Genomic DNA, 26,159 nt, shown 5'->3' on the forward strand with positions numbered 1-26,159 from the left:
GCTGCCGCCCCCCGCGCCCGCCGCCTCAGCTACGCATTCGCTATTCAATGATGACATCACCACGGCGACGTCGGGGCGACGCCTTAACTATCCTCGAGCCGCCGCCGGACGAGCCTCGGCTCGCGGTCCATTTCGGCCATCTCCATGATCTTCGCCCGAAGCTCGGCACGCTTGTCGTGGATCGAGGCGATCACCGGCCCCATCGCGACGCCGAGATCGACCAACACCGCTTCCGATAGCTGCAGCGACGATTCCACCGTTTCCGGCACCGCATCGGTGGCCCCGGCACGATAGAGTTCGGCCGCATGGTTAGGATCACGCGCGCGGGCGACGATCGTGAGATCGGCGAACCGATCGCGCAGCAGGCGCGTGAGCCGGTTGACCTGCACAGGATCGTCCATCGTCAGAATCACCGCCGTCGCGCGATCGAACCCAAGCTTATCGATCATGCCTGCCTGGGCGGCGTCTCCAAACCGAACCTTGTAGCCGCGCGCGCGGGCAGCGGCGACATTCGTGCTATCCGCATCGATCGCCAGATAGGGACGGCTGTGCGCCTCCAGCATCTGCGCCACCAACCGACCGACGCGGCCGAAGCCGATGATCAGCGCATAAGCGTTCAGTGCCTCAACTTCCTCAACTTCGTCCAGCGTGCGTTGGGAGGCACGGCGGTTGAGCGCGCCGCCTGCGGAGGCCAGCAGCGGCGTGATCGTCATGCCGATCGCCGTCACCACCTGCCAGAAACCCGCGCTTTCCGCGCCGATCACGCCCGCGGCCCTGGCGGCCGTGAGCACGATCAAGGTGGTTTCGCCGGGCGCCGCCATCATCAGCCCGATGTTGAGCGCGACGCCCGGCCGAGCGCCGCCGACGCGCAGGAGAAGATCGGTGACCAGCGCCTTGATCGCGACCACGGCAGCAACAGCGATCAGCAATGACGACCATTGCCCCGCGATCGTTTCCAGATCGAGCGACATTCCCACGGTGATGAGGAACACGCCGAGGGCCAGCCCCTTGAAGGGCGCGGTCATCGCCTCGACCTCCTCGTGATAATCGGTCTCGGCGATCAGGATGCCTGCCAGCAGTGCGCCGACGATCGGTGAGAGTCCGGCCGCGCCCGTCGCGATGCTGGCGAGGATGACGACGAGCAGACTGGCGGCGAGGAACAGTTCGGGGCTTTTGGTGCGGGCGGCTTGGGCGAACAGGCGTGGCAGGGCGAACCGACCGATCACCAGCAGCACGGCGACACTGGCGGTGCCGGTCAACAGCGTCTTGAGCATCGCCTCCCACCCGCCGCCGCCGTGCGGAGATATGGCGGCCAGAACGAAGATGATCGGCACCAGCGCCAAATCCTCGAACAGGAGCATCGCAAAGGCGCGCTGACCGACGGGCCCGGTGGTGCCGGCGATCGGCAGCACCAGCGCCGTCGAAGAGAGCGCCAGCGCGAAGCCGAGGCCAAGCGCAGCGCTGATGCCCTGGCCCGACCAGGCCAGCGCGAGGGCCAACAGCAGACCGCACCCCGCAAGCTCCGCCGCGCCGAGCCCGAAGACCTTGGCCCGCATCGCCCACAGGCGCTTGAACGAAAGCTCCAGCCCGATCGAAAAGAGCAGGAGGACGATGCCGAGTTCGGCGAAGGGTTCGATCGCATGCGGCTCGCTGATCGTCACATAATAGAGCCACGGCAGCTGCGGCACGAAGCGGCCGAGCCCTGCAGGGCCGACGGCCAGACCCACGAGAATGAAGCCGATCACCGGATTGATCTTGGCGCGCGCGAAGGCGGGAATGACGATCCCCGCTGCGCCGAGGATTACCAGCGCATCGGAAAAACCGGCAGACTGAAGGGAGAGCGCCATGATGACGTCCTAGGGCGCTCGCAGGCCACGGCCAAGGTTACACGCATTAGCCGCACCCTTTTCGCTGCAATTGTGTTTAGCTCGAAAGGGGTGCGGCGAATGAAATCCAGGATCGGTGTGGCTGGGGTAACGCTCGCTGGCATTGTTGTTGCCTGCCATTCCGCGCCTTCAGGCGTCGTCGTGACCAATGAGGCTCAGAACGAACAGCTTGATGCGATCAACGCGACGACCCCTCCAGGATCGGGCCGCAAGATGCTGTTCGCGACGCCGACCGCGTCCGGTCAGCAGCCCGGCAAGGATGCGCCCACAATGGGTCAGCAGATGAGCGCGGAGCCGCAGCCGCCCAAATAATAAGACGGTTCACGCCAAGCGGCAGTCACGGTGGATCGTCGCTTTGCGATCGATCGCACCAGCGCCGGCGATGGGTCTTCACGCCAATTAATTCGCGGCAATTTCGGTTTGGGCGGGTGTGGCGGCCAGGGTGGATTGCGCGCATGGCTGTGCTGCCAGCGCGTGCCGGCCGTAGGCATGCGGCTTGCCCGCGGGAAGGCTGTGCATTGTCTTGCCGCAGGTCGAGCGATCCGCATCGGCGGCTATGAACTGGTGATGCGGGCTGCGGCCGGCGAGGGCGCCTGGCGTCGCGGAGATCGGGGCCTCGGCGAGCGCGGGGGCCGCGACGCTGAACAGGCTGGCGGCGATCAACAGAGGACGAAACATTTACAATCTCCAAGTGGGCGGACATGCCCGATGACTGCCATCTAGGCTGCGGGCTTTTCCCGTGTTTCGCGGCTCTGTAAGATAATGTGTCTGTCGCCCGGCGTTCATCCGCCGTTGCGGCGCTTTTCCTAGTCGGAGCGATATGACCTCACCCACCATCATTCTTGTCGAGGATGACCCCGCGCTCCGCACGCTCACGGCACGCGCTTTGCAGGAAAATGGCTACAAGGTGCGCACCTGCGCCACCGCGCCCGAAATGTGGCGCGCGCTGGAGGCGGGGCCGGCCGATCTGGTGCTGCTCGATATCATGCTGCCGGGGACGAGCGGGATCGATCTGTGCCGCGCGCTGCGGCGGGAGAGCGAGGTGCCGATCATCTTCATCAGCGCCAAGGATAGCGAGATGGACCGTGTCGTCGGCCTCGAGCTCGGCGCCGACGATTATCTGCCCAAACCTTTCGGCGCACGCGAGCTGATCGCTCGAATCCGTGCCGTGCTCCGCCGCGGCGGCGCGGAGGATCGGCGTGCCGAGCGCGGCAAGGGCATCGCGGAATTCGATGGCTTCACGCTGTCGCTGCCCCGCCGCGAGCTGCTTTCGCCGACCGGCGCGGTGATCGAGCTGACCGGTGCGGAGTTCGATCTGCTGGTGGCACTGGTCGACAATGCCCAGCGCGTGATCGCGCGCGAGCGGCTGATCGAGCTTTCGCGCGTGCGGATGGGCGATAGTTCGGATCGATCGGTTGATGTGCTGATCAGCCGTCTACGCCGCAAGCTTTCGGTGGCGGACCGGGAAGCCCCGATCATCACCGTGCGCGGCGTCGGCTACATGCTCAACGCCACGGTGAGCCGCACGTGATGGGTACGTGTTGAGAGATTGGCATCAGCGGCCCCTCGGTCTGCTCGGCCGGCTGCTGGCGATCCTGCTGCTGACGCTGGTGATCGAGTTCGCCGCTTCCACCGTGCTCTACGAACGATCAAGCCGCGCGCTGATCCATGATGACGAAGCGCATCGCCTGGCCGAGCATCTGGTGATCGCGCGCAGGCTGATTGCCGCCCAGCCGCTGGCCGAGCGCCCGGCGATGGCCGAGCGCCTGACCACCAATCGCTATGACGTCCATTGGGCGGGCACAACGCGGATGCCGCCGCCGCTCGGACGCGATCGGGGGCTTGCCTACAGCCGCGTGCTCGATTGGGAACCGAGCCTGGCGGACAGCGATCTGCGCGTCGCCCTGGTTGCAGCAGGGCGGCAGGCGCAATTGTTCGGCGCGCTGCGCCTCGGCGACGGCAGCTGGCTCCGTTTCCGCGCCGCTGAACCGGTGGAGAGCAGCCAGCCTAGCTGGCACCGCATCCTGATCGCGCTGCTGCCCGCCACCGTGGTGCTGATCGTCGCCGCCCTACTGTTCCGCCAGGCGCTCAGACCGATGGGGATGCTGGCGCGCGCTGCCGATCGCATCGGCCGCAGCGGCGGCATAACGCTGCCCGAGGCCGGGCCGGGCGAGGTGCGCCGCGTAATCCGTGCCTTCAACGCAATGCAGGCGCGGATCGACGAACTCATCAATTCCCGGACGCAGGCTCTGGCAGCAGTGGGCCACGATCTGCGCACGCCGCTTGCGCGCCTGCAGCTGCGGAGCGAGGCGATCGGTGATCCAGCGTTGCGCACCTCGGTCGGCGGCGATGTCGAGGAGATGAAGGCGATGGTCCAGTCCTTGCTCTCCTTTCTCGGCGGCGACGACGATCCCGAGCGGCCCGTCCGCACCGATCTCGCGGTGATGGCCGCCACCATCACCGACGATGCCGCCGACCGCGGCGCCGATGCGCTCTATGTCGGCGACGATCATCTCGAAATCTCCGTCCGTCCGATTGCGATGAAGCGCGCGATCGCCAATCTCGTGGAGAATGCGCTTCATTACGGCGGCTGCGCGCGCGTGGCGGTTCTCACCGAAGCTGGCGCGGCGATCGTGCGGATCGACGACGATGGACCCGGCGTCTTGCCCGAACAGATCCCCGCCATCACCGAACCATTCGCTCGTCTCGATCCGGCGCGCAGCCGCAACACCAGCGGCCTCGGGCTCGGCCTCGCGATCGTCGACCGCGTTGCGAAGATGGAGGGCGGATCGCTGATGCTCGCCAATCGGCCGGAAGGTGGGTTTCGCGCCGAAATCCGCCTTCCCCTGCCCTAGAAACACTTCCTCACAGTCACGCGGCACAGCAGCAAAGGCCGCGCCGTATCTATCCTTGCATGCCGCCCTCCTCTGGCGGTTTTGTGAAGGAGTAACATAGCCATGAACGAACTGATCGGTCGCGTCCTGCGTTTCGAGACGGACGTCTTCCCGGCCCGCAGCGAGCTTTACGGCCGGCTCGCCAGCCGTGGCCAAAGCCCGAAGGCGCTGATGATCTCCTGTGCCGATAGCCGCATCGTGCCCGAGCATGTGATGCAGGCCGAACCCGGCGATCTCTTCGTCTGCCGGAATGCCGGCAATATCGTGCCGCCCTATGCCAACCAGAACGGTGGCGTCTCCTCCACCGTGGAATATGCGGTGATGGCTTTGGGCGTGCGCGACATCATCGTCTGCGGCCATTCGGATTGCGGGGCGATGAAGGCGGTGGCCGAACCCGGCATGACCAAGGATATGCCCAACGTCGAAGCTTGGCTGCGCCACTCGAACGCAGCGGCATCCGTGGTACGCGACGCCTATCCTGAGCTCGAAGCCCGCGAGCATGTGCGCGCGATCAGCCTCGAGAATGTCGTCGCGCAGCTTGCGCACCTCCGCACGCATCCCTCAGTCGCCGCAGGTATCGCGCGGGGCCAGATTTCGCTGCACGGCTGGTTCGTCGATATCCATGCGGGCGAAGTGCTGGGTCTCGATGGCGTCAGCGGCCAGTTCACGCCGCTGCGCGAAGGCTCTGCCCTGCCCGTGGCGCTCAAGGCCGAACGCCGCGTGGCGACCGAGCTCGAATTTGCGGAGGCGGCGGAATGAGCGGGCTGATCGAACGCTTTAAAGGAACGGCGACGCGGGACTTCACCGCGTCGATCGTCGTTTTCCTCGTTGCGATGCCGCTGTGCATGGGCATCGCTATCGCCTCGGGCGTGGCGCCCGAAAAAGGCCTGCTGACGGGCATTATTGGCGGCATCGTCGTCGGTGCGCTGGCGGGATCGCCGCTGCAGGTGAGCGGCCCCGCCGCCGGCCTGGCGGTGATCGTTTTCGAAATCGTCCGCGATCAGGGCGTCTCCGCGCTGGGGCCGATCCTCGTGCTGGCGGGAGCGATCCAGTTCATCGCGGGGATGCTCAAGCTGGGCGGCTGGTTTCGCGCCATCTCACCCGCCGTGGTCCACGGTATGTTGGCGGGCATCGGCGTGCTGATCGTCGTCGGCCAGTTCCATGTGCTGTTCGATGCCAAGCCGCTGCCGAGCGGCCTTTCCAACCTCGCCGCGATGCCGGAGCGCCTGCTCGGCCTCGATCCCGGCGATGTTTCGGGCGCCGAACGCGCTTTCGCGATCGGCCTGCTGACGATCGCGGCGATGCTGCTGTGGGAGAAGTTTCGCCCGGCCTCATTGCGGCTGCTGCCGGGCGCGCTGGTCGGCGTGGTCGCGGCGACCCTGGTTGCAATGATTGCCGGTCTGGAGGTGACGCGCGTCGCGGTGCCGAGCAACATCCTTAACGCGGTGGGCGTGCCCGATGGCAGCTTCCTCGCCAAGCTCGCCGATCCTTCGATCTATGCCACGGCGCTCGCCATCGCGTTCATCGCCAGTGCCGAAACCTTGCTGTCCGCCGCCGCGGTGGACAAGATGCATGACGGCCCGCGCACCGATTACGACAAGGAACTGCGCGCGCAGGGCGTGGGCAATCTGCTCTGCGGTGCGGCCGGCGCGTTGCCGATGACCGGCGTGATCGTCCGCTCCTCGGCCAACGTGCAGGCGGGCGCGGCGACGCGGGCATCGACGATGCTTCATGGCATTTGGATCCTTGGTTTCGTTGCATTGCTGCCTTGGCTGCTGCGCGAAATTCCAATGGCGGCGCTGGCCGGCGTCCTGGTCGTCACCGGCGTGCGGCTGGTCAGCCTGACCCACGTCAAGCATCTGTTCCATCGCTATGGCCCATTGCCGGCGCTGATCTGGGCGGCGACGCTGATCACCGTCGTGGCGGAGGATCTGTTGACCGGCGTGCTCGTCGGCCTCGGTCTTTCGCTGCTGGAGCTGCTGCCCCACGTCCGCAAGCTCGGGTTGGGCGTGGATGCGGAGCATGGTCCCGATGAAAGCCGGGTTGCGTTGCACGGATCGGCGACCTTCGTCACGCTGCCCAAGCTCAGCCGCACGTTGGAAGCGGTCCCCGCCAACAAGCCCGCAACGCTGGACGTCGGCCGCCTGTCCGCCATCGACCATACCAGCGCCGAGTTGATCAACGATTGGCTGCAACGCCGCCGCGCAAGCGGGATGCGGATCGACTTTGCGGGCGCCGTTGGGCGTCTGCGGGGGTTAGCGGTCTGACGGAGCGGGCGCGGGAAACACTAACTTACAAAAGCGAAACCCCCGCGCCCGCTTCGGTCGTCACAAGCAGGTATCCGGTTCGACCACGCCCACCATCCTTATCGGCCCTGGATGGTAGAGGCGTGGCGGATCGGACGCAGGGGAACGCTCATATTCATGGGGGTTCTATGAAATATCTCTCGTTACTCTTCGCCGCCACCGTGGCTGCTCCCGCCGTCGCGCAGGAGGTTCCCAAGCCGTTCACAATCTCGGGTTCGGTCGCCCTCGTTTCCGACTATCGGTTCCGCGGCGTCTCGCAAAGCGACAACGCAATGGCGGCTCAGGGCGGGATCACGCTGACGCATCAATCGGGCCTCTATGTCGGCAGCTGGGCCTCGAACCTGGCCGGCTGGGGCCAGTTCGGCGGTGCCAATATGGAGCTCGATCTGATCGGCGGCTACAAGCGCAGCTTCGGGCCATGGGCCGTGGATGTCGGCCTCACCTGGTATATGTACCCCGCCGGCGCGGATAACACCGATTTCGCCGAGCCTTATATCAAGGTTTCACGTCAGATCGGGCCAGTCAGCCTGCTGGCAGGCGTGGCCTATGCGCCTCGCCAGGAGGCGCTCGGCAACTTCTCGGCGACGCCCTACAGCCGCGGCCAGAAACAGGATAACACCTATGTCTGGGGCGATGCTTCCACGGGAATTCCGGGTACGCCGCTCACCGCCAAGGCGCATATCGGCTATAGCTGGGGCAACCCTGGTCTGGGGCCCAACGGAACGAGCGTCGCCCCGACCGGCGAATATCTCGATTATCTCGTCGGCGTCGATGCTACGTTTCTGTCCCGGCTGACACTGGGCGTAGCCTATCTGGGCACAGACATCAGCAAGCGCGAGGCTGCCTATCTGCTCCCCAACTTCAGCCGGACGAAAGACGGTTCCTCCATCGCAAGCGGCAAGGCGGTCGTCTCGATCGGCCTGGCATTTTAGGTATTCGCCTAGGGTGCGCTCCGGCGGCCTTTTCTGTCAGCGTGAAGGATCGAGCCGCGATCCCCAAGCTGCCGGATTAACCCTGCCACCTCGGCTGCCGGCACCGGCTTGCTGAACAAATAGCCTTGGACCGATGTGCAGCCCAGCCGCCGAAGTTCCGCGAGCTGGCGCTCCTCCTCCACACCCTCGGCGGTCGTTTCCATGCCGAGCGCGCGGGCGAGATCGACGACCGCGCGGACGATCGCCGAGGCGCCGGGCTGGGTCGCAACGGGCGTGACGAAAGAGCGATCGATCTTGATCTTATCGAAGGGGAAACTCTGTAAGTAACTGAGCGAAGAATATCCCGTGCCGAAATCATCGAGCGCGACGGCACTCCCAGAGTGCGGAGATCGTGGAGCAGCTTCAGCGTCTGATCGGCATTGTCGAGAAACAAGCTCTCGGTGATCTCGATCTCAAGCCGGCGCGGCGGCAAGCCACTGGACTGCAGGGCTTGCATGACGACCTGCGAAAATCCGGGACGCTGGAACTGCACGGTGGAGACGTTGACCGCAACGCGGATATCACCGCCCCAACCCGCCGCCTGACGACACGCCTCGCGCATCACCCAGCCACCCAGTGCAACGATCAGGCCGGTCTCTTCGGCGATCGGGATGAACTCGATCGGCGGCACGAGACCGCGTGTCGGATGCCGCCAGCGCACCAGCGCCTCGAACCCTGAAATGACGTCGCGCTTCAAATCGATCAGCGGCTGAAAATAGAGTTCCAGTTCGCCGCTGCTGATCGCATGCTTGAGATCGATCTCGATCGATCGCCGCGCCTGTGCGCGCGCGTTGAGCGCGGCTTCAAAGAAGCGGAAGGTGTTTCGCCCGGATTCCTTGGCCTGATGAAGCGCAAGATCGGCGTTGCGCAGCAGGGTCTCGGTATCGTTGCCATTATCCGGTGCCATGGCGATGCCGATCGAGGTGCGGGGATCGACCTCATGCTTGTCGATCCGGCCCGCCGGCTGAAGGCTGTCGAGGATCCGGCGGCCAAGCATCTCCACCTCACCGGCGTGGCCGATGCCGCCGGAAAGCGGCTGAATGACCGCAAACTCATCGCCGCCCAATCGCGCCACAAAGACATCGTCCGGTAGCTCGCTCAGCCGCCCTGCGACGAGACGCAGCAGCTCATCACCAACAGGGTGGCCCAGCGCATCGTTGACCGATTTAAAGTGATCGAGATCGAGACAATGCACCGCGACGCCGCCCTGGCGACGCTCGGCGAGCCTCAGCTCGCGTTCGAGCTGCTCGTGGAACAGCGCGCGGTTAGGCAGCCCGGTCAGCACGTCGTTGAATTCGCTAAAGACCGTGTTCGGGCGCCGCGTCAAATTCACAAAGAGGGAAACGACTTGCGGTGCAGCCAGACTATGTCGAACTCGTCTCCACACGATGCAGGCTCGCCAAACCTCGCGTTTCAACCGTTCGCTCTTTCACCAGATGGTCGAAGGCTTCCGCCTTGCAGATAGTCTCATCACCGGAAGAGCCGCAGCCGGGCAAGGAGAGATAGATCTTGATCGGAGGCGCACTCGGGGCAAGTGGCGTCAGGGCGCGCATCTGCTCTGGCGTCTGCACTTCGTAGAATAGCCGGACGAAGCGTCGGCCCTTCGCGTCGTGCAGCCCTTCGAAGCCGAGGGTCGCGCCGGGCGGCGGATCGTCGCGTGGATAATCACCCGCGCTCCAATGCAGATCGAGCGCGCCGCCCAGATAAGCGAGCGTCGTATCGTGGCCGACGAAGACGCTGAGCTTCGGCGCCTTGCCCGATGCATCCAGCGTCTCGACGATGCGGCGCAGCAGCGGCGCCGCACCTCGGGCAGCAATATAGGGCGAGCGGTGCAACAGGCTGAACTCGGCAGGGTGGAGCGCCAGCGCCGCCATAATGCCGGCGCGGTCGATCCGGCCGAAGCCGACCTCCGCCATCGGCTTCCCTTCCAGATATTCGAGCAGCAGTATCTCGGAAAGCGTCGAGCCAGACGCCATCGCACCCTTTAGCTTCGGCGCGCCCCTGCCCTGTTCGATTACCGTCGGCAGATCGGACAGCGCGCAGGAGGCACCCCCCGACGGCGGGCAGAGCGTGGCGGCACAGCAATCGCCCAGCACCGCCTGCAGTCGATCCAGTTCGGCGCGATGCGCGTCGGCAACCGCTTGCACACCGCCCGGCCCCACCCAGGCCTCAATCGCAGCAACGGCCTTCGTTGCGTCGAAATCGACCGTGCCGGTCTGGATCGGTGAGAAGAACGGATCGTCGTTGCCAGCTTCATGGCCTGTCTTCAAACCGCAGCCGGGCGAAAGGCCTTCCGCAAACGCCTCTCCGGTCTTCACCGTGCGCTCGTCCGTATCCGCCCAGATGCTGACGGTATCCGGGGCGAGGCAGCCGTTGGCGGCAAACAGGCCGGCCGCGGCATAGTCCTGACGCTCGAACCCGGCGAGCAGGCGGATCGCCTCGGCACCGTGTGGCGTGAGATAAGCGGTTGGCACCGGCCATTGCGGCCACGCGGAACGGGTGAACCCTTCCGGCAGCGGCGGCGCCTTGGTGGGCGGGCGAATGCCATGGCGCATCACCAGCACCACCCGATCCAGGATCAGCCTGTCCGCGCGAGCGGGCGCGGAGCCGGCGATCAGCGTTGCCAGAATGGCGATTATCACCGTCCGAGCACCCGCTCGCCGCATCACAGCGACACCGAGAGGTTTGCGAACACCGAGCGGCCCGGGATCGTCCAGTAGAGGATTTCCTTGGTATCCTTAGAGGTTCCGGCGGTGTCGTAGGGCGCGCGGTGATTGAACAGGTTGCTGACCTTCACGCTTAGCGTGACGTCCTTCTTCATATCGAGCAGCTTGTTGAGGTGCCAGCCGGCGGCGAGATCGAACGTGCCATAGCTCGCAAAATGATAGCCGGGGAGATTCTGGAAGACGATCCCGCCGCTGGCATCGGTGCTGGCCGAAATATCGCCGCCCGCGCCCCAGCGCGGCCCGATGAATTTGCCGATGAAGGAAGCGTAGGGCCCTTTGTGCTGATCGTAGAGGATGCCGGCCGCCGCCGTCCAGCGAGGCGCCTCGGCGATCCACACATGCGTACCCTTGTACCGGGCCTCATTGTAAGTAGCGTTGCCATAGAGCGACCAGCCATGGCCAACGACATATTGCGCCTCCAGTTCAACACCCTTGTAGACCGCGCCACCGGCGTTGACCGGCACGGACAGGATACCCAGCGTGCCGCCTTCATCGACATTGACCGTGTTGAGGAAGTTCTTGAAATCGATCACATAGGCATCGAGCGACGCCACCAGCTTGCCGAAATGGCCGGCGGTCCCGATCTGGTAGTTGATCGTCTGTTCCGGCTTGATGTCGGGGATTTCGCCCTTGATCTGCAAGGTGGAATAAGGCGGCGCCAGGAAGCCCTTGGCGATCTGCGCGTAAGCGGTCCAGCTTTCGGTTATCTTATAGTTCGCCGCGATCGATGGTTGCCAGTCGGTGTAAGTTTTATCCGTCTTCTGCGGCCCCTTGATGCCCTTCTGGAAATAGGCATCGACCGACCGATCGAAGCTCGTGTAGCGCACGCCCGGCGTGACCGTCAGCCCGTCGAGCGGCTTCCAGGCCAGTTCGAGATAGGGTTGAAGCGTCGTGATATAATCACTGTATAGATAGGCGAGCGGTGAATTCTTCCCGGTGGAGGGATCGATCCCGGCGTTGAGCGGCACCCCGAAACGTCCGCCCACCGGCGTGCCGGCCTGATAGAAGACCGCCGAGTAAGACGTGCGCTTGTCATCCGTATGTTCGCCCCACAGGCCGAAGCGCAGCGTGCCGAGCCCGACGATATCGTCTGACACGCGCAGGACGCCGCCCGCGGTGCGGAAATGGGCGAAGGTGGTGGTGCCGCCGATATCGCCCTTGATCGTGCCCGTTTTGGCGTTGCCGCTCGCCAGATCGATATATTTGACGCTGGCATTGGCCGGGTTGGGATCGGTCGGGTCGGTGGTCTTGGACGAATTGTGCGTGAAGGAGGTGGTGTAGCCCGTAGCGTCAATCGTCCAGCCGCCGCCGGGCGTGATTTTCAGGCGGACATATTCGAAGTCCGAATAATAATCGCTCGGCTGATATCGGTAGAAGTTCTGCCCTGCCGGATTGTCGCCCAGCCCGTAGTTCAAGCCGTATTTATTGATGTTCGCCAGCGTGTTGCCCTGCGTCGTATATTCGAACGCATGGTTCCAGTTGGCGTTGATCGTCAGCGTCGCGATCGGGGAAAGATCGACCACATATTTGCCCGCGGCATTGGTACGCTTTTCATGGGAATGGGTGAGATAGCCGTCGCTCTCCTCTTGTTGAAAATCGACGTAGAACTTGCCGAGCGATGCGCCGTGCGACTTGATCTCACCCGAATCCAGCTCGCCGCCGATCGCCCGCGTATTGAAGCTACCGTATGTGCCATAGGGGTTGACGGTGAACTCATCGCCCGGATCCTTGGACCGAAACCCGATCGTGCCGCCGAATGTGGCGTTGCCGATCTGGGAGGCGGTGCCGGGGCCGCGATCGATCTCGGCATCGCGCAGATCATGGGCGATGAACAGGGCGGAGGAGGTATGATGAAGATCGCTGGAATCGCCGAACGGGATTCCGTCATAGGTCATATTGATCTGGCCGCTCTGGTCCTGGAAGCCGCGCAGCGACAGGCCTTCGTTCTTGCCGAGCCCGGGACCGTTGGGGCTTTGCGCCCAGACGCTGGGCGCGAATTTGACGATATCGTCGAAGCTTGCCAGCGGAATGATGTTGTTCCGGATGAAGTCCTTGTCGATCACGGAGGTCGGCTGGATCACGTCGAGAGGCAGGTTGGAGGGCGAGACGCGGATCGCTTGTGCGACGACGACGATTTCCCGGTCCCTGGTGCCGTCATTGGGGCCTGTCGCGGAATCGGCCTCAACCGCCTTGAGGCTGATCGTCCGGTCGTCCCGTGCGCCGATGCTGAGCCCTGTGCCGGTGAGGAGTTGGCCCAGCGCCACATCGACGTCCATGCGCCCCTTCACCGCGCCGGTGCGGCGCCCGGCCAGCTTCGCCGCCGGCGCCACGATCTGTACCCCCGCCTGGCGAGCGAAGGCGGGGATCGCCGTTACCGCCGGCTGCGCCGGCACATCGAAATCCCGCAACTGGGCCCAGGCCGGCTGCGCCGCCGCAATGGCGACAACCGACACGGTCGTCGCCCAACCAATATTCCGCATGGCATTCCCCGCTCGCTACCGGCTCCGGAAGGCGCCGTCACAGGGTAGATGCGGGGGCGCGGCATCTCCGCCACCGCCCCCTGCGAGAATTATTGCGCCTGTGATTCCATCAGGCGGATTGCGCCGCCGTCATCCTGCACGGTCGCATTCAGGCTGACGGCAACAGCGCGGGCGAAACCGCGGGGATCGCTGGCCGCGAACAAACCTGAAATCGGCTGTTGAGCGAGGGCCTGGCCGTCCACCTCGATCGCCGGCCCACCATAGCGGCGGAAGCGAGACACGGCGTCGGCCAGCGTCTCGCCCTCGAAAGCCAGCATGCCATCGCGCCACGCCAGGGCGCGTTGCAAGGCATCCGGCGCGACCGACGCCACGATGCCGATCGGGGCGCCCATCGGCGCCTTGTCCGGCAGGATTGCGCGCATGTTGGGGATCAAATCGAGCTGCTGCCCTCCGGCAGCCTTTCGGCTGACCGCGACGTGCCCCTGGCTCACGATCACGGCAATCGGCGCGCCGGCCAGAGCGCGCACGGAAAAGGCCGTACCGATCACCCGCACCGTCACGTCCCGTGCATGGACCAGGAATGGCCGGGCCCTGTCATGCGTCACTTCAAAATAGGCCATGCCGGACACCAACCGGACGGTTCGCGCTGTGCCGGAGAAAGCCGTTTCGATGACGCTATCGGTATCGAGCGTTACCATAGAACCATCCCCGAGCGGGATACGCCGAATTTCACCGACATTGCTCGTTAACCGCCGCCCGCGATCAAGCAGGCGCGGAACCGCGATCACACCGATCGCCAGGGACGCTGCAATCGCCGATCCCCCGGTAAGCACCGCGCGGCGGTTGGTAATCCTTGCCCATCGTCCAAATTCTGGTGCGGGCTCGGCATCTCCTTCGGTCAGCGACTGGCCGAGCGAAGCCGCGCGATCGGCGTGGAGCCAGATGGCCTTTGCGCGCGCCAAAGCACCCCGGCGCCGCGCATCCCCAGCCAGCCACGCTTCGACTTCGGCCTGCTCGGTTTCGCTTAGTCCACGATCGAGTCGCGCCACCCATTCGGCGGCAATATCGTCAATAGTCCCTGCGGGCTCGCGACGTTTTAACGGCAGAGACTGATCCTCGTTCACAGTGCATGGATGCATCGGAACAGGCTTTTCCGCCACGGCCGAATTGCTGCATCAACATTCTTATGCCGCGCATGATGTGTTTTTCCACCGTATTCTCGGAAAGCTTCATGGCAGCGGCCACCTCGCGCTGCGACAGGCCCTCGACCCGGCGGAGGTGAAATGCCCGCCGCGTCTGGGCGGGCATCGCGGCGATCGCGTCGGCGACACGTGTAAGCTCATCCCGCCCCAATGCATATTGCTCGGGCGTCGGCTCGTCTGCGACGGAAGCCAGCCGATCCAGATCCGCAAAGGAACCGATCGGCACCACGCGGGATCGCCGCAAATCCTGAAGCAAAATCGACCTGGCGACCTGAAAGGCATAGGCACGCGGGTTTTGGATGCCTGTCACATCCGCGCACGTCGCAAGAACGGCGTAGGTCTCCTGCACCAGATCATCGACGCGGTCCGGTCCTAGCCCCGCAAGACGCCCCAGCCATTTCCGCAAGGCCGGCTCGTGCGGCAGAACGTGGTTGGCGAGCCAGAGGCTGCGATCGTCGCGGAGGCAATCCATGCCTTCGCTTTCGCGGCCTAATGTTACAGTTCAAAGTGCGTGAGTATCGAATGAGGCGTTTAAGCGTTTGACGGGTCGTCGGGCTTCAACCTCGAGGGGATATCTCTGGGTGAAACAGCACCCCTCAACCCAGCGCAATTTGGTCTGGCGACGCCCCCGGCCCCTCTCCGCTATCGAGTCTCGCTTCCAACTGCTCAACAGCGTCGGACAAACATTGCGTTACGAGGTGTTCATGTCGTCCGTCGAGGCGCGGTTCGGGGACCGATACGCTGATGATGCCCACCAGCGCGCCCGCGGCGTGCACCGCCATGGCAAAGCCCGCGACGCCGATCGCGAATTCGCTGTTGGACCGCCCTAGCCCGGTCTCGCGCACGATCGCAGTTGCAGCGCGTAGCGCATCGGGATCGGTAATCGTGTTGGCCGTGAACGCCTTCAGCTCCACCCGCGCCAGATAGGCATCGAGCGCATTCTGATCCATTTCGGCGAGCGCGACCTTGCCGGCGGCGAACGCATAAAGCGGCGCAACATGATTGGGTGCGATGCGGTAGCTTAGCGCGTGGGTCCCGCTTTCCACGGCCACGCCGCGCGCCATATCGTCTTCGACCACGTAAAAGGCCGTGAATTCGTTGGTCCTGTCGCTCAGCGCGCGGATTACCGGGCGGACGCTTTCGGTCAGCCACGTCCGACGCGCCGCCCGACCGGCGATGATGCCGGGCATACGGCCGAGCCGATACCGGTTTTCGGACGGCGTCTCCTCTACATAACCGCGCAGGATCAACTGACCCATAAGATGGAACAGACTGCTGCGTGGGATGCCCAGGCGTGTCATCAGTTCGATGAAAGATGGCGCATCAGGCGCCTCCGCCAACAGTTCCAGCACGTCCAGCGCGCGCTTGACCGATTTCACCGACCCATCTAACGCTGGTTTCATGAATTGAAACTAGTTCACATATGTGAACTTAGCAAGGAGAAATGGCGATGGCGGCTGCGTTTCCGCATTTTACCCCCGAGGGCGTCATCCCGGCGGTGTTGTTGCCTTTCCTTGACGACTTCAGCATCGATGAGGCGTCGTTCCGCCAGCATCTGCGCGATGTGGCCGCTGTTCGCGGCTTGGCCGCGCTGACCGTCAACGCGCATTCGACCGAGGTCGCCACCTGCAGCTTCGACGAGCAGACGCGCGTGCTCGCCACGACGATGGATGAGGTTGGCGACGTGCTGCCGGTGGTCGCCGGCGTGGCCAGCGAGAGCACGCTTCAAGCGAAGAAGATCGCCAAGATGTCGGCCGATGCGGGCGCCTCGGCCTTGCTGGTCTTTCCCCCGCGGGTTTTCTTCGAGGGCGCGATGCATCGTCCGGCGATGATCCTCGATTATTATCGGAACATCGCAGAGGTCACCGATCTGCCGCTCATTCTGTTCCAGTTCCCGGCCGGCAAGGGCGGCGCGACGCCGCTCACCACGCTCGCGCAATTGGCGGAAGAGATGCCCAGCCTGCAGGCGATCAAGGATTATGCCAACGATCCGGTCACGGTCGAGCGCAACTACCGGTTCCTTCACGCGCTGCCCCGCCCGATCAAGGTTCTCTCCACGCACACAGCCTGGCTGATGGGATCGCTGGTATTGGGCTGCGACGGTCTGTTGTCGGGATCGGGCAGCACCATCGCTGCGTTGCAGGTTGAATTGTTCGAGGCGATCAAGCGCGGCGACCTGTTCGCCGCGCAGGCGGTCAATGACCGCATGTATCACGTCACCCGGCTGTTTTACGCCGACCCTTTCTGCGATATGCACAACCGTATGAAGCATGCGCAGGTATTGCTTGGCAGGTTGCCGAGCGCGCTGCCGCGCCAGCCGCTGTTGCCGCTCGAACAGTCGGAGATCGATCGCATCGCCGAGGGACTTACCGCCGCGGGGCTGATGCCGACAACCGCCTCGCCCTCGGATCAAGGGGTCGCCGCCGCGCGCCAGACGGTCGCCGCATGATGGCTTGCCGGCGATGACCATCGCCCGTCCGCGCTCGGCCGCCTTCTGGCCGGTCGCCATCACGCTGATGCTGCTGTCGGTGATGTCCTATCTCGATCGGCAGATCCTGGCGCTACTCGTCCCCGATCTGCACCGCGACCTCGGCATGTCCGATCTTCAGGTCGGGACGCTGATCGGCCCCGCTTTCCTCGTGACCTATCTGATCGCGTTGACCCTTGCGGCGACGATCGTCGACCGGTTCGACAAGGTGAAGATCATCGTTGCCGGCACATTGCTATGGGCGGCGATGACCTTCGCTTCGGCGTTTGCGAAAAGCTATCCTGAGCTGATCGCGATGCGCGCCGGCCTCGCCGTCGGTGAGGCGCTGCTCGGCCCGGCGGCGACCGCGCTGATCGGCGACCTGTTCTTTGACGACCCCCGCAAACGGGTCACCGCGACCAGCTTCTTTCTGATGGGCAGCACCATCGGCGCCACCGGGTCTGCGTTTTTCGGCGCGGCCGCGATCCAGTTGGTGTCGGGATGGCAGGTGACGCTGCCGCGCGTCGGCGCTGCCGGAGACTGGCGTCTGACCCTGATCGCGGTCAGCCTGCCGAGCGCGCTGCTGGCGATTGTCCTGCTCGCCATTCGCCGGGGCGCCGGTAGCCGCCGTACCGAACATGCCGCCACAGCCGTCGGTCTGGAGCCATTATGGGCGCATCTGCGGCGGCGCGGGCTCAACTATGTGCTGCTGGCGGTCGCGGTGAACACGCTGATGATGGTCCAGTCCGGCCTGTTCGCCTGGGGGCCGACGTATCTGATGCGCAACTTCGGTTTGGCGCGCACCGGCGCCGGCTATCTGTTCGGCGCCGCCTCGCTGGCCGGCGGCGTGTGCGGCACCTTGTCGAGCGCCTGGGTTATCCGCCGCCTTGCTCCGGACGGTACGGTCAGTCAGTTCGCCCGGTTGGTGCTCATGGTCGGCCCGCCGGGGGTGCTGCTAATCGCCGGGGCGACCATTTCGCCGTCCTTGTGGCTGTTCTTGCCGCTGGTGCTGATCGCGTTCAGCTTTATCGGTGTTTTGGTCACCATCCCGATGCAATATCTTCAGGCCGAGGCACCCGTGCATCTCAAGGGGCGGGTGGCGGTCGGCCTCTACCTGATCCTCCTCACCTTTACCGGCGGCATCGGGCCGCTGGTCCCGCCGGTGCTGGCCAAGCTGATGCCGCCCGGCCCCGATCAGCTCGGCCGCGCCATTGCCGTATCGGCGGTGATTTGCCTCGTGATCAGCGGCACGCTGCTGCTCGTCCTGCTGCGGTCGGCGGCGCGCACGACCGCCTTCTCCAAGCCACTCACCGCATGAGCGACGTCTATCCAAAACTGCGCCTGCTGATCGACGGCGAATGGATCGACGCCGGCGACCGACGGACGCACGCGGTGATCGATCCGGCCACCGGGCAAACGCTGGGTGAGTTGCCGCTTGCTTCGGCCGACGATCTGGACCGCGCGCTCGCCGCCAGCGACCAGGCATTCCGGCGCTGGCGCAAAACGCCCGCGCCGGAGCGCGCGGCCGTGCTGACCGGCGCTGCGCGGCACATACGCGCCCGCGCCGAGGTGATCGCCCGCAACGCGACGCGGGAGGAGGGCAAGCTCTACGCCGAGACCTTTGCCGAGACGCAGATGGCCGCGGCACTCTTCGATTTCTATGCCGGCGAGTGCCTGCGTACCTATGGCCGCGTTCTGGTCCGCCCTGCCGGCCAGCTGTCGCGCGTTATGTATGAGCCGGTCGGGCCGGTCGCGGGCTTCGCGCCCTGGAATTTCCCGATCTATAATCCCGCCCGCAAACTGGGTCCCGCGGTTGGAGCGGGCTGTTCGATCATCCTCAAGCCAGCCGAAGAGTCGCCCGCCTCCGCGCTGGCGATCGCCGAGGCGTTGATCGACGCGGGTCTGCCGCCGGGCGTGTTGCAGATCGTGTTCGGCGTGCCCGATGAGGTATCGACCCGGCTGCTCGCCTCGCCGATCATCCGCAAACTGTCCTTCACCGGTTCGACGGCGGTCGGCAAGCACCTGCTCCGGCTGGCGGCCGACACGGTCAAGCGGACGACGATGGAGCTTGGCGGCCACGCGCCGGTGATCATATTCGACGATGCCGATCTCGATCGTGCTGTCGAAATGCTGGTCGCCGCCAAGCTACGCAACGCCGGCCAGGTATGCGTGTCGCCGACCCGCTTTTTCGTGCAGGACGGCGTTCACGACCGCTTCGTTGCCGCACTTGGCGAGCGAATGGCGCGTTTTACGCTGGGGAGCGGCCTTGATCCCACCGTTGGCATGGGGCCGACCACCAACCCGCGGCGCCCGGCCGCGGTGGAAACGCTCGTCGCCGACGCCCGCGCCGCCGGTGCGCGTCTCGTCACCGGCGGCGAACGGATCGACGGTGATGGCTTCTTCTTCCAGCCGACGCTGCTTGCCGATGTGCCGCTTGGCGCGCGCATCATGACCGAGGAGCCGTTCGGCCCGGTCGCTTTGACGCGCCGGTTTGCCACCCTCGATGAGGTCGTCGAGCAGGCCAACGCGCTGCCCTATGGCCTTGCCGCTTATGCTTTCACCGAGAATGCGCGGCGCGCCAACTTGATCGCCGCCGCGCTGGAGGTCGGCATGGTCGGGATCAACACCGCCGCGATGGCCGCCGCCGATGCGCCGTTCGGCGGGGTCAAGGAAAGCGGCAATGGCTCGGAAGACGGCATCGAGGGATTTCAGGCGTTCCTGGTGACGAAGGCGATCCACCAGCTCTGAGCGGCACCCCGCCGCCGGTGGTTGCTTAGCCTTTGGCGGTATAGGCGCCGAGCCCGGGCTTGTAGGTCTTGTCGTCGAGGAACTGGCGCATGCCCTGCTCGCGGCCACGCTCGGGATCCTGAAAACGGCCCTGTTCCTGCTTGGCCATCAGATAATCGTCGGCGACTTCCCAATCCATGTCACCGACATTCTTGAAGGCGGTCTTGGCCTGGCGCAGCACGACCGGGTTCATGCCCACCAACGTCGCCGCGAGATCCCGGGTGTGCGCGCGAAGGTCCGCCAGCGGCACCGCCTCGTTGACGAGGCCCATCGCCGCCGCCTTGACGCCGGTAAAGGTCTTGCCGGTCATCACATAATACAGCCCGTCACGATGGTTCAGGACGCTGCGCACCGCTTTGGTCACATTGCCGGCGGGGATGATCCCCCAATTGATCTCGCTGAGCCCGAACACCGCCTCCTCGGCGGCGATCGCCAGATCGCAGGCGATCATCGGCGTGAAGGCGCCGCCGAAACACCAGCCGTTGACCATCGCGATGGTCGGCTTGGCGAAATGCCGCAGCCGGCGCCACTGCCACTCGCCCGCCGCACGGTAAGTGCGATAGCGCGCCGTCGACGGCTTGCCGTCGCTGTCCCGGAAATATTCCTTGAGGTCCATGCCGGCGCTGAAGGATTCACCGGCGCCGGTGATGACGACGACGCGAACCTCGTCATTCTCCTCAAGCGTGTTGAGCGTCTCCACCATCATTGCGTTGAGCGCGGGGTTCATGGCATTCCGCTTTTCCGGGCGGTTAAGCGTCACCCAGGCTACACCGTCTGCCAGCTCGACCAGAACGGGAGCGGTCGCCTCGTTCACTTTGCTCATGTGCATTCCCTCCGACAGTGTCAGGTGACCTGATATGGAAAGAGGCGTTGTGTTGTCAAAGCGTTTTTAGATCGCTCAATCGCGACAGAGAAAAGGACACCGGCTCTGGAACGTGAACCTCGCATCGTTTACCTGCTTCGCCAGGCCCAGCTCCGCGCGTTCGCCCTGCTCGAACAAGCGCTGGCGAAGTATGACCTGACGCCGACGCAATATACCGTGCTGAGCTTGGCCGATCGTCCACCGCCATATCTATCATCCGCTCAACTCGCCCGGCGTGCAGGAGTGAAGGCGCAGACCATGAACGAGGCGATCAACGCTTTGGTTCGCAAGGGCCTGCTCGATCGCCAAGGCTCCACAGAACATGGTCGGATTATCCTGATCTCCGTTTCCAGCGAAGGACACGCCCTGTTGCGGGATTGCGCCAGCGCAGTTGACGCATTGGAAGAGGCGTTTCTGTCGTCGCTCTATCCCAGCGAACAAGCGGCGCTTCGCAACATGCTGCAGCGTATCCTATCACGCGAGAGCAAGGCGCCAAGCCACAGCGTTTAAGGCAGTGCGATGATCGACTGCGCCGCCAAACATTTCGCTGGACAGTATCAGAAGCCCTGATACTAAACGCTGCAGGCGCGCATCAGCTGCGCCGTTCCAGCGGGGAGGCGCGCCACGATGACCAGTCCGTTACGCGGCCTTCGCGTCCTGGAGCTGAGCCAATTCATTGCCGGGCCCTTTGCCGGCTTGATGCTCGCCGATCTGGGCGCCGAGGTGATCAAGATCGAACGCCCGGACGGCGGGGATCCCTTCCGCGGGTTCGGAACGGGCGCTGCCGACAATGACCGTTTCGCCGGCTACAGCCACAATTTCTCCGCGTTCAACCGTAACAAGCGGAGCGTCACGATCGATCTCGGCACCGAGCCGGGGCGCGAATTGCTGCGCGATCTCGTGCGCAAGGCGGACGTGCTGCTCGAAAATTACCGTCCCGGGGTCCTTGATCGGATGGGCCTCGATTATGAGGCGTTGCGCCAGGACAATCCCGGCCTGATCTATTGCTCAATCAGCGGTTTTTCCGAGGATGGGCCCTATCGCGACCGCCCCGCCTACGATGCGGTCGGCCAGGCATTTTCAGGAATTCTCGGCACTCTGCTTGATCCGGCGAAGCCGCGTATGCGCGGGCCGACAATCACCGACCAGATCACCGGCATGCAGGCGGCATATGGCGTGCTTGGCGCGCTGGTCGAACGCGGACGCACAGGGAAAGGCAGTCGCGTCGAGGTGTCGATGCTCGACGCCAGCCTCTACCATATGCCGGATAGCTTCACCGCGCTCACCCAGACGGGGCTGGAAATGGCCAGTGAGACCCGCGCCGCCTTCTCGCTGACGTTCGCGTTTCGCTGTCAGGACGGGCAATTGCTGGCCATCCAGGTTTCTTCGACCGAGAAATTCTGGCGGGCGCTGCTGAAGACTATCGCACGAACCGATCTGGGCGACGATTCCCGCTTTCTCGATCGACCTGCGCGGATCAAAAACTTTTCCGCGTTGGTGGAAGAACTTGAACCCATCTTCGCCGCCCAACCGCGCCAACATTGGTTGGATCTGCTGATCGCCGCCGATGTGCCGTGCGCGCCGGTCAATGGCATTGCCGAAGCGATGTCAGATCCGGAGGTCGTGCACGCCGGCCTGTTCCACGATGTCACCCATCCCCGTCGCGGCAATCTCACCATGATGCACCGCGCGGTCCGGCTCGACGGCGAGCGTGAGGACGATCCTCTCCCGCCCCCTGACCTTGGTGAACATACCGACGCGGTGTTGCGATCCTTCGATATCGCCCCCGAACGGCTCGCGGCGTTGCGCCGCCAGGGAGTGCTTTGACCCGGCGCCATCGCGCCGATCGATAAACCGACCGCGAAGACACGCGGCGAGATCAAGAGCGGAACGAGGGAGAGGAAAATGAAGGCTTATATGCTCGGTTCGTCAGCGGCCATTGCCCTGGCATCGGCTGTCCCGGCGCTGGCTCAGCAGGATAGCGGTGGACCCGCCGCCCCGGCGGCGCAAACGGATGTCTCCCAGACGCAGCTTCAAGACATTGTCGTCACCGCCCAACGCCGCTCGGAAAACCTGCAGAAGGCGGCGATCTCGGTGACGGCGGTTTCGAATGCCCAGCTCGTCCAGAAGGGCGTCACGGACATTTCTCAGCTTACCCAGCTGGCCCCCGCGCTCCGCGCTATTCCCAATCAGGGATCGTACACCAGCTTCGCCCTGCGCGGCATCAACAGCTTCTCGGCCAATGCGTTCGCCGACCCGGTCGTCGTGGTCAATGTCGATGGCGTTCCGCTGGCGCACCCGACCGGAGCACATGGTCTTTTCTACGACGTCGAGCGTGTCGAGATCCTGAAAGGGCCGCAGGGCACGCTTTACGGGCGCAATGCGACGGGCGGTGCGGTCAATGTCAATCCAGCCCCGCCGGCATTCACATTCGGTGGCTTCGCCAATCTGGAGGTCGGAAATTTCGCTGAGGTTATGGGAACCGCGGCGTTAAATATTCCGCTGTCCGAACAGGTGGCGATCCGCGCGGCCGGGCAGGTCGTGCACCGCAACGGCTATTTCTCCGACGGCACCGGCGACGACAAGGCACAAAGCGGCAGGCTGTCGCTCCGCTGGAAACCCATCAGCGGCCTCACCATGGATGTGATCGGCGATTATTCCCACCAGGGCGGTAAGGGGCCGGGGGGTGCGATCATCTCACGCCGCGATACGCCCGGCGGCCCGCTCGGCGACACGCATTTCATCGGCGATCCGTGGGAAGGCAATACCACGCCCGATCCGCGCTATGCCGCGCTGTATAGCGTCGCTGGCTTCGCGCCGCGCCGCCAGGGTCTCTCGACAATCGACAACGATTATTACGGCGTTACCGGGATTATCAATTATGCCGCGCCATTCGGCGATCTGGCACTGATTACCGCGTATCGCGGCACCGACATCTTCTATTTCGGCAACACGACCGCCTTCTATCTCGGCGAGAACGCCAATTCGGATCAATATTCGGGTGAGCTTCGCTACACCAGTCCGGCGATCGGCCCGCTGAAGCTGCTGGTCGGAATGTTCTATCTCCACGACGCGATTAATTCACGCAATCCGATCGAGACGGCGGCGACGACGTTGAATAACCAGACCATCACCGGCAAAAGCGCCGCCTATGCCGGGTTCGGCAACCTGACCCTGACTGCCACCGATCGGCTGCGCTTTACCGGCGGCCTGCGCTACACGAGTGAGCGCAAGACGACGGACTCGCAATCGCGGCTGATCTCGGGCGTCAACTTCTCCACCTTCAATTTCATTCCTTTCCCGGACGCGAACGATGGGACGTTGCGCTTCCGGGCGCTCGGTGACCGCGTGTTCAAGAAAGTGACGTGGAAAGCCGGGGTCGAATTCGATGTTGCGTCACGATCTTTGCTGTACGCCAACATCGGGACGGGGTTCAAAGCCGGCGGCTTCTTCATCGGCCCGGAAGGCAGCAATTCCTATGAGCCGGAGACCGTGACGGCCTATACAATAGGGTCAAAAAACCGCTTTCTCGACAACCGGCTCCAGATCAACGTCGAGGCGTTCCTCTATAAATATCGCAATCAGCAGATCGCCCACCAGCGTTTTTATCCGGCACCGACCGGCATCCTGTTCGTCACCGACAATGCAGGTTCGGCGACGATCTATGGCGCCGAGCTCGAGGCTCAGTTACTCGTGACGCGCAATACGAAGCTGTCGTTGCAGGCGCAGTATCTGCACAGCCGATACGACCAGCTGACCTATCTGTCGCCGACATCCATATCGAACAATTCGACATGTCCGTCGCCGGCCGTGACGGGTGGGTTCCAGGCCGATTGCAGCGGGCGGCCGCTACCTTTCACCCCGAAGTTCGTCGTGTCGGGCGGCATCAGCCAGACCATGCCACTGAACGGCGGAGCAAACCTCGTCTTGGCAGTAGACACCCGATATGAAGGCGCCCGCTGGACGCAGATCAATTATCTGCCAGAAAATTATGCGCAGGCCTACACGCGAACCGACGCGCAGGTGACGCTGAACTTCAAGGGTGATCATTGGAGCGTCACCGCCTTCGTTCAGAACCTCGAAAACGACGCTGTTATCGCGGGGACCCTGACCGGCCGCAACTACAACACCGCCGTTGGCGGCATCGTCGACGCCATCTTACAGCCGCCGCGGACATACGGTGCCAGACTGGGGTTAAAGTTTTGATGCGACGCGGTCAGCGATGATCGTTCGTGTGGGGTGTTGTCAGCCTGACCGACCCGGACGTGGGAGCGAGCTAATGGCATGGCACTATCAGCCGCGCGGCGGGTTTGATGACAGCTCACCCAGTCCGAATCCGAGCTGAGGATATGATCATGAATAGCGATACGCTTGAGGGACAAGGCACCAACGTTGCAGGCCAGATCAAAGAGGCCGTTGGCAAGGCGACGGGCGACGAACAACTCGCAGGAGAAGGTGTCGCTGATCAGTGGGCCGGCATCGCGCAAAACGGCTTTGGAAAGCTGCGCGATTTTGCGCGCGAGCGTCCGTTTGCCGCGGGCTTGCTTGGGGTCGTCGTCGGGCTGGCTTTCTTCAACACGCTTCGCGGTAAGCGGTAAGGCAAGGCGACCACATGGCGAAGCCACCGGCCTCCGGCCCCCATTCCGACTTGGACGGCGTCAATCAGGACGCTCGTGCGGGCGTACCCAATCGTGACGCGACCAAGGGGACCGCAAAGGAAATACAGGAGGCTGAAAAATTGTCGGCCGGCCGTCCGCCTCGCTCCTCAAGGCCTGATAGCGGCGGCGGAACAGACGAGACGAGTTAGCGTTTCTTGCTGATCTACTCTCCGGGAAGGCCTTCACATGCTCTATACTGTCGTCGTGATCCTGTTGGTGCTGTGGCTTCTCGGTGCGTTTATCGTGCCAGTCGGTGGCGGGTTGATCCATATGTTGCTGGTGATTGCGGTGGTCGTACTGATATTTCAGCTCATCAGTGGTCGTCGGGCTATTTGACGAATGGGGGTCGGCGCTGCCGACCGATAAGGTGGAGCGCCGTCCTTCAGGACGGCGCTTTTTCTTTGTCTGAATTAAGCGGTTATTTGAGCGGCGTATAGCGGCAGGTGAAGCGTGGCGGACGCGCATTGCCATCCTTCGTAAGATGGATGTGGAGCCGATCATCCATCATGGTGTCCAGCGCGAACGCCCGTTCCGCCTCGTAAAGGTCATCGCGGTGAGCATCCTTCCAGCCCGCGACGGCGCTCAAGGCGCGTGCCTTGGCGTCAGCGACGGACGTCGCCACCACGAACATGTTCTTGTGCTGCTCGGCAAAGCCCATACCGTCATAGCCGCCGAGGTTGACGAAGTAGAGCGTCTCCGGCGCCAACGACGGCTCCCGCCGCAACTCCACCTTATATCCGTCGACATGATCGATCTCGGCCCAGCAGTCGATATGGAGTGTCCCCGGGGTTCCCCACCATTCCGCGCGCAGTCGATCATGGGTGTCCCGGATCGATCCCGCGACGACGAACCGCACATCATGGACTTCGACGTGCGCTTGGGCGTGCTCACCACCGATATAGATCGCGAACAACTTCATC

General features: G+C 64.0%; 23 protein-coding genes and 1 pseudogene. 14 read left to right on the top strand and 10 right to left on the bottom strand.

Annotated features, from left to right (window positions below; translation table 11 throughout):
* Window positions 1-83 precede the first annotated feature (83 nt).
* Complete coding sequence (locus tag FHS31_RS10335; RefSeq protein WP_167073288.1) at window positions 84-1,847, bottom strand: cation:proton antiporter domain-containing protein; 1,764 nt, start codon at window positions 1,845-1,847, stop codon at window positions 84-86.
* 99 nt (window positions 1,848-1,946) lie between these two features.
* Here FHS31_RS10335 and FHS31_RS10340 point away from each other — a divergent pair, with 99 nt between their 5' ends.
* Window positions 1,947-2,198 (top strand): hypothetical protein, encoded by a 252-nt coding sequence (locus FHS31_RS10340; RefSeq protein ID WP_167073289.1) that lies wholly within the window; start codon window positions 1,947-1,949, stop codon window positions 2,196-2,198.
* 87 nt (window positions 2,199-2,285) lie between these two features.
* Here FHS31_RS10340 and FHS31_RS10345 read toward each other — a convergent pair whose 3' ends face one another.
* Window positions 2,286-2,564, bottom strand: a complete 279-nt coding sequence (locus FHS31_RS10345) for a hypothetical protein (RefSeq protein ID WP_167073290.1) — start codon at window positions 2,562-2,564, stop codon at window positions 2,286-2,288.
* Window positions 2,565-2,706: 142 nt separating this feature from the next.
* Between FHS31_RS10345 and FHS31_RS10350 the strand changes: the two genes are divergently transcribed.
* The 5 genes from FHS31_RS10350 to FHS31_RS10370 all read left to right on the top strand — a co-directional run bounded on the left by FHS31_RS10350 (window position 2,707) and on the right by FHS31_RS10370 (window position 8,018).
* Complete coding sequence (locus FHS31_RS10350; protein ID WP_167073291.1) at window positions 2,707-3,417, top strand: response regulator; 711 nt, start codon at window positions 2,707-2,709, stop codon at window positions 3,415-3,417.
* 7 nt (window positions 3,418-3,424) lie between these two features.
* A complete protein-coding gene (locus FHS31_RS10355) occupies window positions 3,425-4,741 on the top strand; it encodes an ATP-binding protein (protein ID WP_425057214.1) in 1,317 nt (438 codons plus the stop codon).
* A 102-nt stretch (window positions 4,742-4,843) separates the two neighbouring features.
* Window positions 4,844-5,539, top strand: a complete 696-nt coding sequence (locus tag FHS31_RS10360; RefSeq protein WP_167073293.1) for a carbonic anhydrase — start codon at window positions 4,844-4,846, stop codon at window positions 5,537-5,539.
* On the top strand, window positions 5,536-7,047 hold the full coding sequence (locus FHS31_RS10365; protein ID WP_243843393.1) for a SulP family inorganic anion transporter: 1,512 nt from the start codon (window positions 5,536-5,538) through the stop codon (window positions 7,045-7,047). Before FHS31_RS10360 ends, FHS31_RS10365 begins: the two co-directional genes overlap by 4 nt.
* 167 nt (window positions 7,048-7,214) lie before the next feature.
* Window positions 7,215-8,018 carry a TorF family putative porin gene (locus FHS31_RS10370; protein ID WP_167073294.1) on the top strand — a complete coding sequence of 268 codons (804 nt, stop codon included), beginning with the start codon at window positions 7,215-7,217 and terminating at the stop codon, window positions 8,016-8,018.
* An 8-nt stretch (window positions 8,019-8,026) separates the two neighbouring features.
* Here the strand turns inward: FHS31_RS10370 and FHS31_RS10375 are convergent.
* From FHS31_RS10375 to FHS31_RS10400, 6 genes and pseudogenes are all read right to left on the bottom strand, one after another.
* A pseudogene (locus FHS31_RS10375) lies at window positions 8,027-9,444 on the bottom strand (putative bifunctional diguanylate cyclase/phosphodiesterase).
* Window positions 9,422-10,699, bottom strand: coding sequence for a histidine-type phosphatase (locus FHS31_RS10380; RefSeq protein WP_167073296.1), 1,278 nt, complete (start codon window positions 10,697-10,699; stop codon window positions 9,422-9,424). The pseudogene FHS31_RS10375 and the gene FHS31_RS10380 overlap by 23 nt, the downstream one beginning before the upstream one ends.
* A gap of 23 nt (window positions 10,700-10,722) precedes the next feature.
* Window positions 10,723-13,263, bottom strand: a complete 2,541-nt coding sequence (locus FHS31_RS10385) for a TonB-dependent receptor (RefSeq protein ID WP_208408653.1) — start codon at window positions 13,261-13,263, stop codon at window positions 10,723-10,725.
* A gap of 89 nt (window positions 13,264-13,352) precedes the next feature.
* Window positions 13,353-14,312, bottom strand: coding sequence for a FecR domain-containing protein (locus FHS31_RS16610; protein WP_167073297.1), 960 nt, complete (start codon window positions 14,310-14,312; stop codon window positions 13,353-13,355).
* A gap of 19 nt (window positions 14,313-14,331) precedes the next feature.
* On the bottom strand, window positions 14,332-14,937 hold the full coding sequence (locus FHS31_RS10395; RefSeq protein WP_167073298.1) for an RNA polymerase sigma factor: 606 nt from the start codon (window positions 14,935-14,937) through the stop codon (window positions 14,332-14,334).
* A gap of 124 nt (window positions 14,938-15,061) precedes the next feature.
* Window positions 15,062-15,868 (bottom strand): IclR family transcriptional regulator, encoded by an 807-nt coding sequence (locus tag FHS31_RS10400; protein ID WP_167073299.1) that lies wholly within the window; start codon window positions 15,866-15,868, stop codon window positions 15,062-15,064.
* Window positions 15,869-15,915: 47 nt separating this feature from the next.
* Between FHS31_RS10400 and FHS31_RS10405 the strand changes: the two genes are divergently transcribed.
* The 3 genes from FHS31_RS10405 to FHS31_RS10415 are packed head-to-tail and all read left to right on the top strand — an operon-like array spanning window position 15,916 to window position 19,680.
* Window positions 15,916-16,914: a dihydrodipicolinate synthase family protein gene (locus FHS31_RS10405; protein ID WP_167073300.1), complete on the top strand. Its 999-nt coding sequence runs from the start codon at window positions 15,916-15,918 to the stop codon at window positions 16,912-16,914.
* Window positions 16,915-16,927: 13 nt separating this feature from the next.
* Entirely contained in the window at window positions 16,928-18,250 is a 1,323-nt protein-coding gene (locus FHS31_RS10410; protein WP_167073301.1) for an MFS transporter, read from the top strand.
* Entirely contained in the window at window positions 18,247-19,680 is a 1,434-nt protein-coding gene (locus tag FHS31_RS10415; protein ID WP_167073302.1) for an NAD-dependent succinate-semialdehyde dehydrogenase, read from the top strand. Before FHS31_RS10410 ends, FHS31_RS10415 begins: the two co-directional genes overlap by 4 nt.
* 25 nt (window positions 19,681-19,705) lie before the next feature.
* Here FHS31_RS10415 and FHS31_RS10420 read toward each other — a convergent pair whose 3' ends face one another.
* The gene (locus FHS31_RS10420; RefSeq protein WP_208408654.1) at window positions 19,706-20,542 is read right to left on the bottom strand and encodes a p-hydroxycinnamoyl CoA hydratase/lyase; all 837 of its coding nucleotides are present in this window, start codon (window positions 20,540-20,542) and stop codon (window positions 19,706-19,708) included.
* 195 nt (window positions 20,543-20,737) lie between these two features.
* Between FHS31_RS10420 and FHS31_RS10425 the strand changes: the two genes are divergently transcribed.
* The 5 genes from FHS31_RS10425 (at window position 20,738) to FHS31_RS10445 (ending at window position 25,575) form a co-directional block, all read left to right on the top strand.
* Window positions 20,738-21,091: a MarR family winged helix-turn-helix transcriptional regulator gene (locus FHS31_RS10425; protein WP_279587896.1), complete on the top strand. Its 354-nt coding sequence runs from the start codon at window positions 20,738-20,740 to the stop codon at window positions 21,089-21,091.
* A 117-nt stretch (window positions 21,092-21,208) separates the two neighbouring features.
* Complete coding sequence (locus FHS31_RS10430) at window positions 21,209-22,408, top strand: CaiB/BaiF CoA transferase family protein (RefSeq protein ID WP_167073304.1); 1,200 nt, start codon at window positions 21,209-21,211, stop codon at window positions 22,406-22,408.
* A 78-nt stretch (window positions 22,409-22,486) separates the two neighbouring features.
* Window positions 22,487-24,787: a TonB-dependent receptor gene (locus FHS31_RS10435; protein ID WP_167073305.1), complete on the top strand. Its 2,301-nt coding sequence runs from the start codon at window positions 22,487-22,489 to the stop codon at window positions 24,785-24,787.
* Window positions 24,788-24,936: 149 nt separating this feature from the next.
* Window positions 24,937-25,179, top strand: coding sequence for a CsbD family protein (locus FHS31_RS10440; RefSeq protein ID WP_167073306.1), 243 nt, complete (start codon window positions 24,937-24,939; stop codon window positions 25,177-25,179).
* A 246-nt stretch (window positions 25,180-25,425) separates the two neighbouring features.
* A complete protein-coding gene (locus FHS31_RS10445; RefSeq protein ID WP_167073307.1) occupies window positions 25,426-25,575 on the top strand; it encodes a lmo0937 family membrane protein in 150 nt (49 codons plus the stop codon).
* Window positions 25,576-25,657: 82 nt separating this feature from the next.
* Here FHS31_RS10445 and FHS31_RS10450 read toward each other — a convergent pair whose 3' ends face one another.
* Window positions 25,658-26,158: a DUF1543 domain-containing protein gene (locus tag FHS31_RS10450; protein WP_167073308.1), complete on the bottom strand. Its 501-nt coding sequence runs from the start codon at window positions 26,156-26,158 to the stop codon at window positions 25,658-25,660.
* Between the last annotated feature and the right edge of the window lies 1 nt (window position 26,159).

Origin of the sequence: Sphingomonas vulcanisoli, from assembly GCF_011761305.1 — a bacterium.
GTDB classification, from domain to species: domain Bacteria; phylum Pseudomonadota; class Alphaproteobacteria; order Sphingomonadales; family Sphingomonadaceae; genus Sphingomonas_I; species Sphingomonas_I vulcanisoli.

What these genes read in the sequence shown, in the direction of transcription:
- FHS31_RS10335 (WP_167073288.1), bottom strand. Translation starts at nt 1,847, where the DNA reads ATGGCGCTCTCCCTTCAGTCTGCCGGTTTTTCCGATGCGCTGGTAATC.
- FHS31_RS10340 (WP_167073289.1), top strand. Translation starts at nt 1,947, where the DNA reads ATGAAATCCAGGATCGGTGTGGCTGGGGTAACGCTCGCTGGCATTGTT.
- FHS31_RS10345 (WP_167073290.1), bottom strand. Translation starts at nt 2,564, where the DNA reads ATGTTTCGTCCTCTGTTGATCGCCGCCAGCCTGTTCAGCGTCGCGGCC.
- FHS31_RS10350 (WP_167073291.1), top strand. Translation starts at nt 2,707, where the DNA reads ATGACCTCACCCACCATCATTCTTGTCGAGGATGACCCCGCGCTCCGC.
- FHS31_RS10360 (WP_167073293.1), top strand. Translation starts at nt 4,844, where the DNA reads ATGAACGAACTGATCGGTCGCGTCCTGCGTTTCGAGACGGACGTCTTC.
- FHS31_RS10365 (WP_243843393.1), top strand. Translation starts at nt 5,536, where the DNA reads ATGAGCGGGCTGATCGAACGCTTTAAAGGAACGGCGACGCGGGACTTC.
- FHS31_RS10370 (WP_167073294.1), top strand. Translation starts at nt 7,215, where the DNA reads ATGAAATATCTCTCGTTACTCTTCGCCGCCACCGTGGCTGCTCCCGCC.
- FHS31_RS10385 (WP_208408653.1), bottom strand. Translation starts at nt 13,263, where the DNA reads ATGCGGAATATTGGTTGGGCGACGACCGTGTCGGTTGTCGCCATTGCG.
- FHS31_RS10395 (WP_167073298.1), bottom strand. Translation starts at nt 14,937, where the DNA reads ATGGATTGCCTCCGCGACGATCGCAGCCTCTGGCTCGCCAACCACGTT.
- FHS31_RS10400 (WP_167073299.1), bottom strand. Translation starts at nt 15,868, where the DNA reads ATGAAACCAGCGTTAGATGGGTCGGTGAAATCGGTCAAGCGCGCGCTG.
- FHS31_RS10405 (WP_167073300.1), top strand. Translation starts at nt 15,916, where the DNA reads ATGGCGGCTGCGTTTCCGCATTTTACCCCCGAGGGCGTCATCCCGGCG.
- FHS31_RS10410 (WP_167073301.1), top strand. Translation starts at nt 16,928, where the DNA reads ATGACCATCGCCCGTCCGCGCTCGGCCGCCTTCTGGCCGGTCGCCATC.
- FHS31_RS10415 (WP_167073302.1), top strand. Translation starts at nt 18,247, where the DNA reads ATGAGCGACGTCTATCCAAAACTGCGCCTGCTGATCGACGGCGAATGG.
- FHS31_RS10420 (WP_208408654.1), bottom strand. Translation starts at nt 20,542, where the DNA reads ATGAGCAAAGTGAACGAGGCGACCGCTCCCGTTCTGGTCGAGCTGGCA.
- FHS31_RS10430 (WP_167073304.1), top strand. Translation starts at nt 21,209, where the DNA reads ATGACCAGTCCGTTACGCGGCCTTCGCGTCCTGGAGCTGAGCCAATTC.
- FHS31_RS10435 (WP_167073305.1), top strand. Translation starts at nt 22,487, where the DNA reads ATGAAGGCTTATATGCTCGGTTCGTCAGCGGCCATTGCCCTGGCATCG.
- FHS31_RS10440 (WP_167073306.1), top strand. Translation starts at nt 24,937, where the DNA reads ATGAATAGCGATACGCTTGAGGGACAAGGCACCAACGTTGCAGGCCAG.
- FHS31_RS10445 (WP_167073307.1), top strand. Translation starts at nt 25,426, where the DNA reads ATGCTCTATACTGTCGTCGTGATCCTGTTGGTGCTGTGGCTTCTCGGT.
- FHS31_RS10450 (WP_167073308.1), bottom strand. Translation starts at nt 26,158, where the DNA reads ATGAAGTTGTTCGCGATCTATATCGGTGGTGAGCACGCCCAAGCGCAC.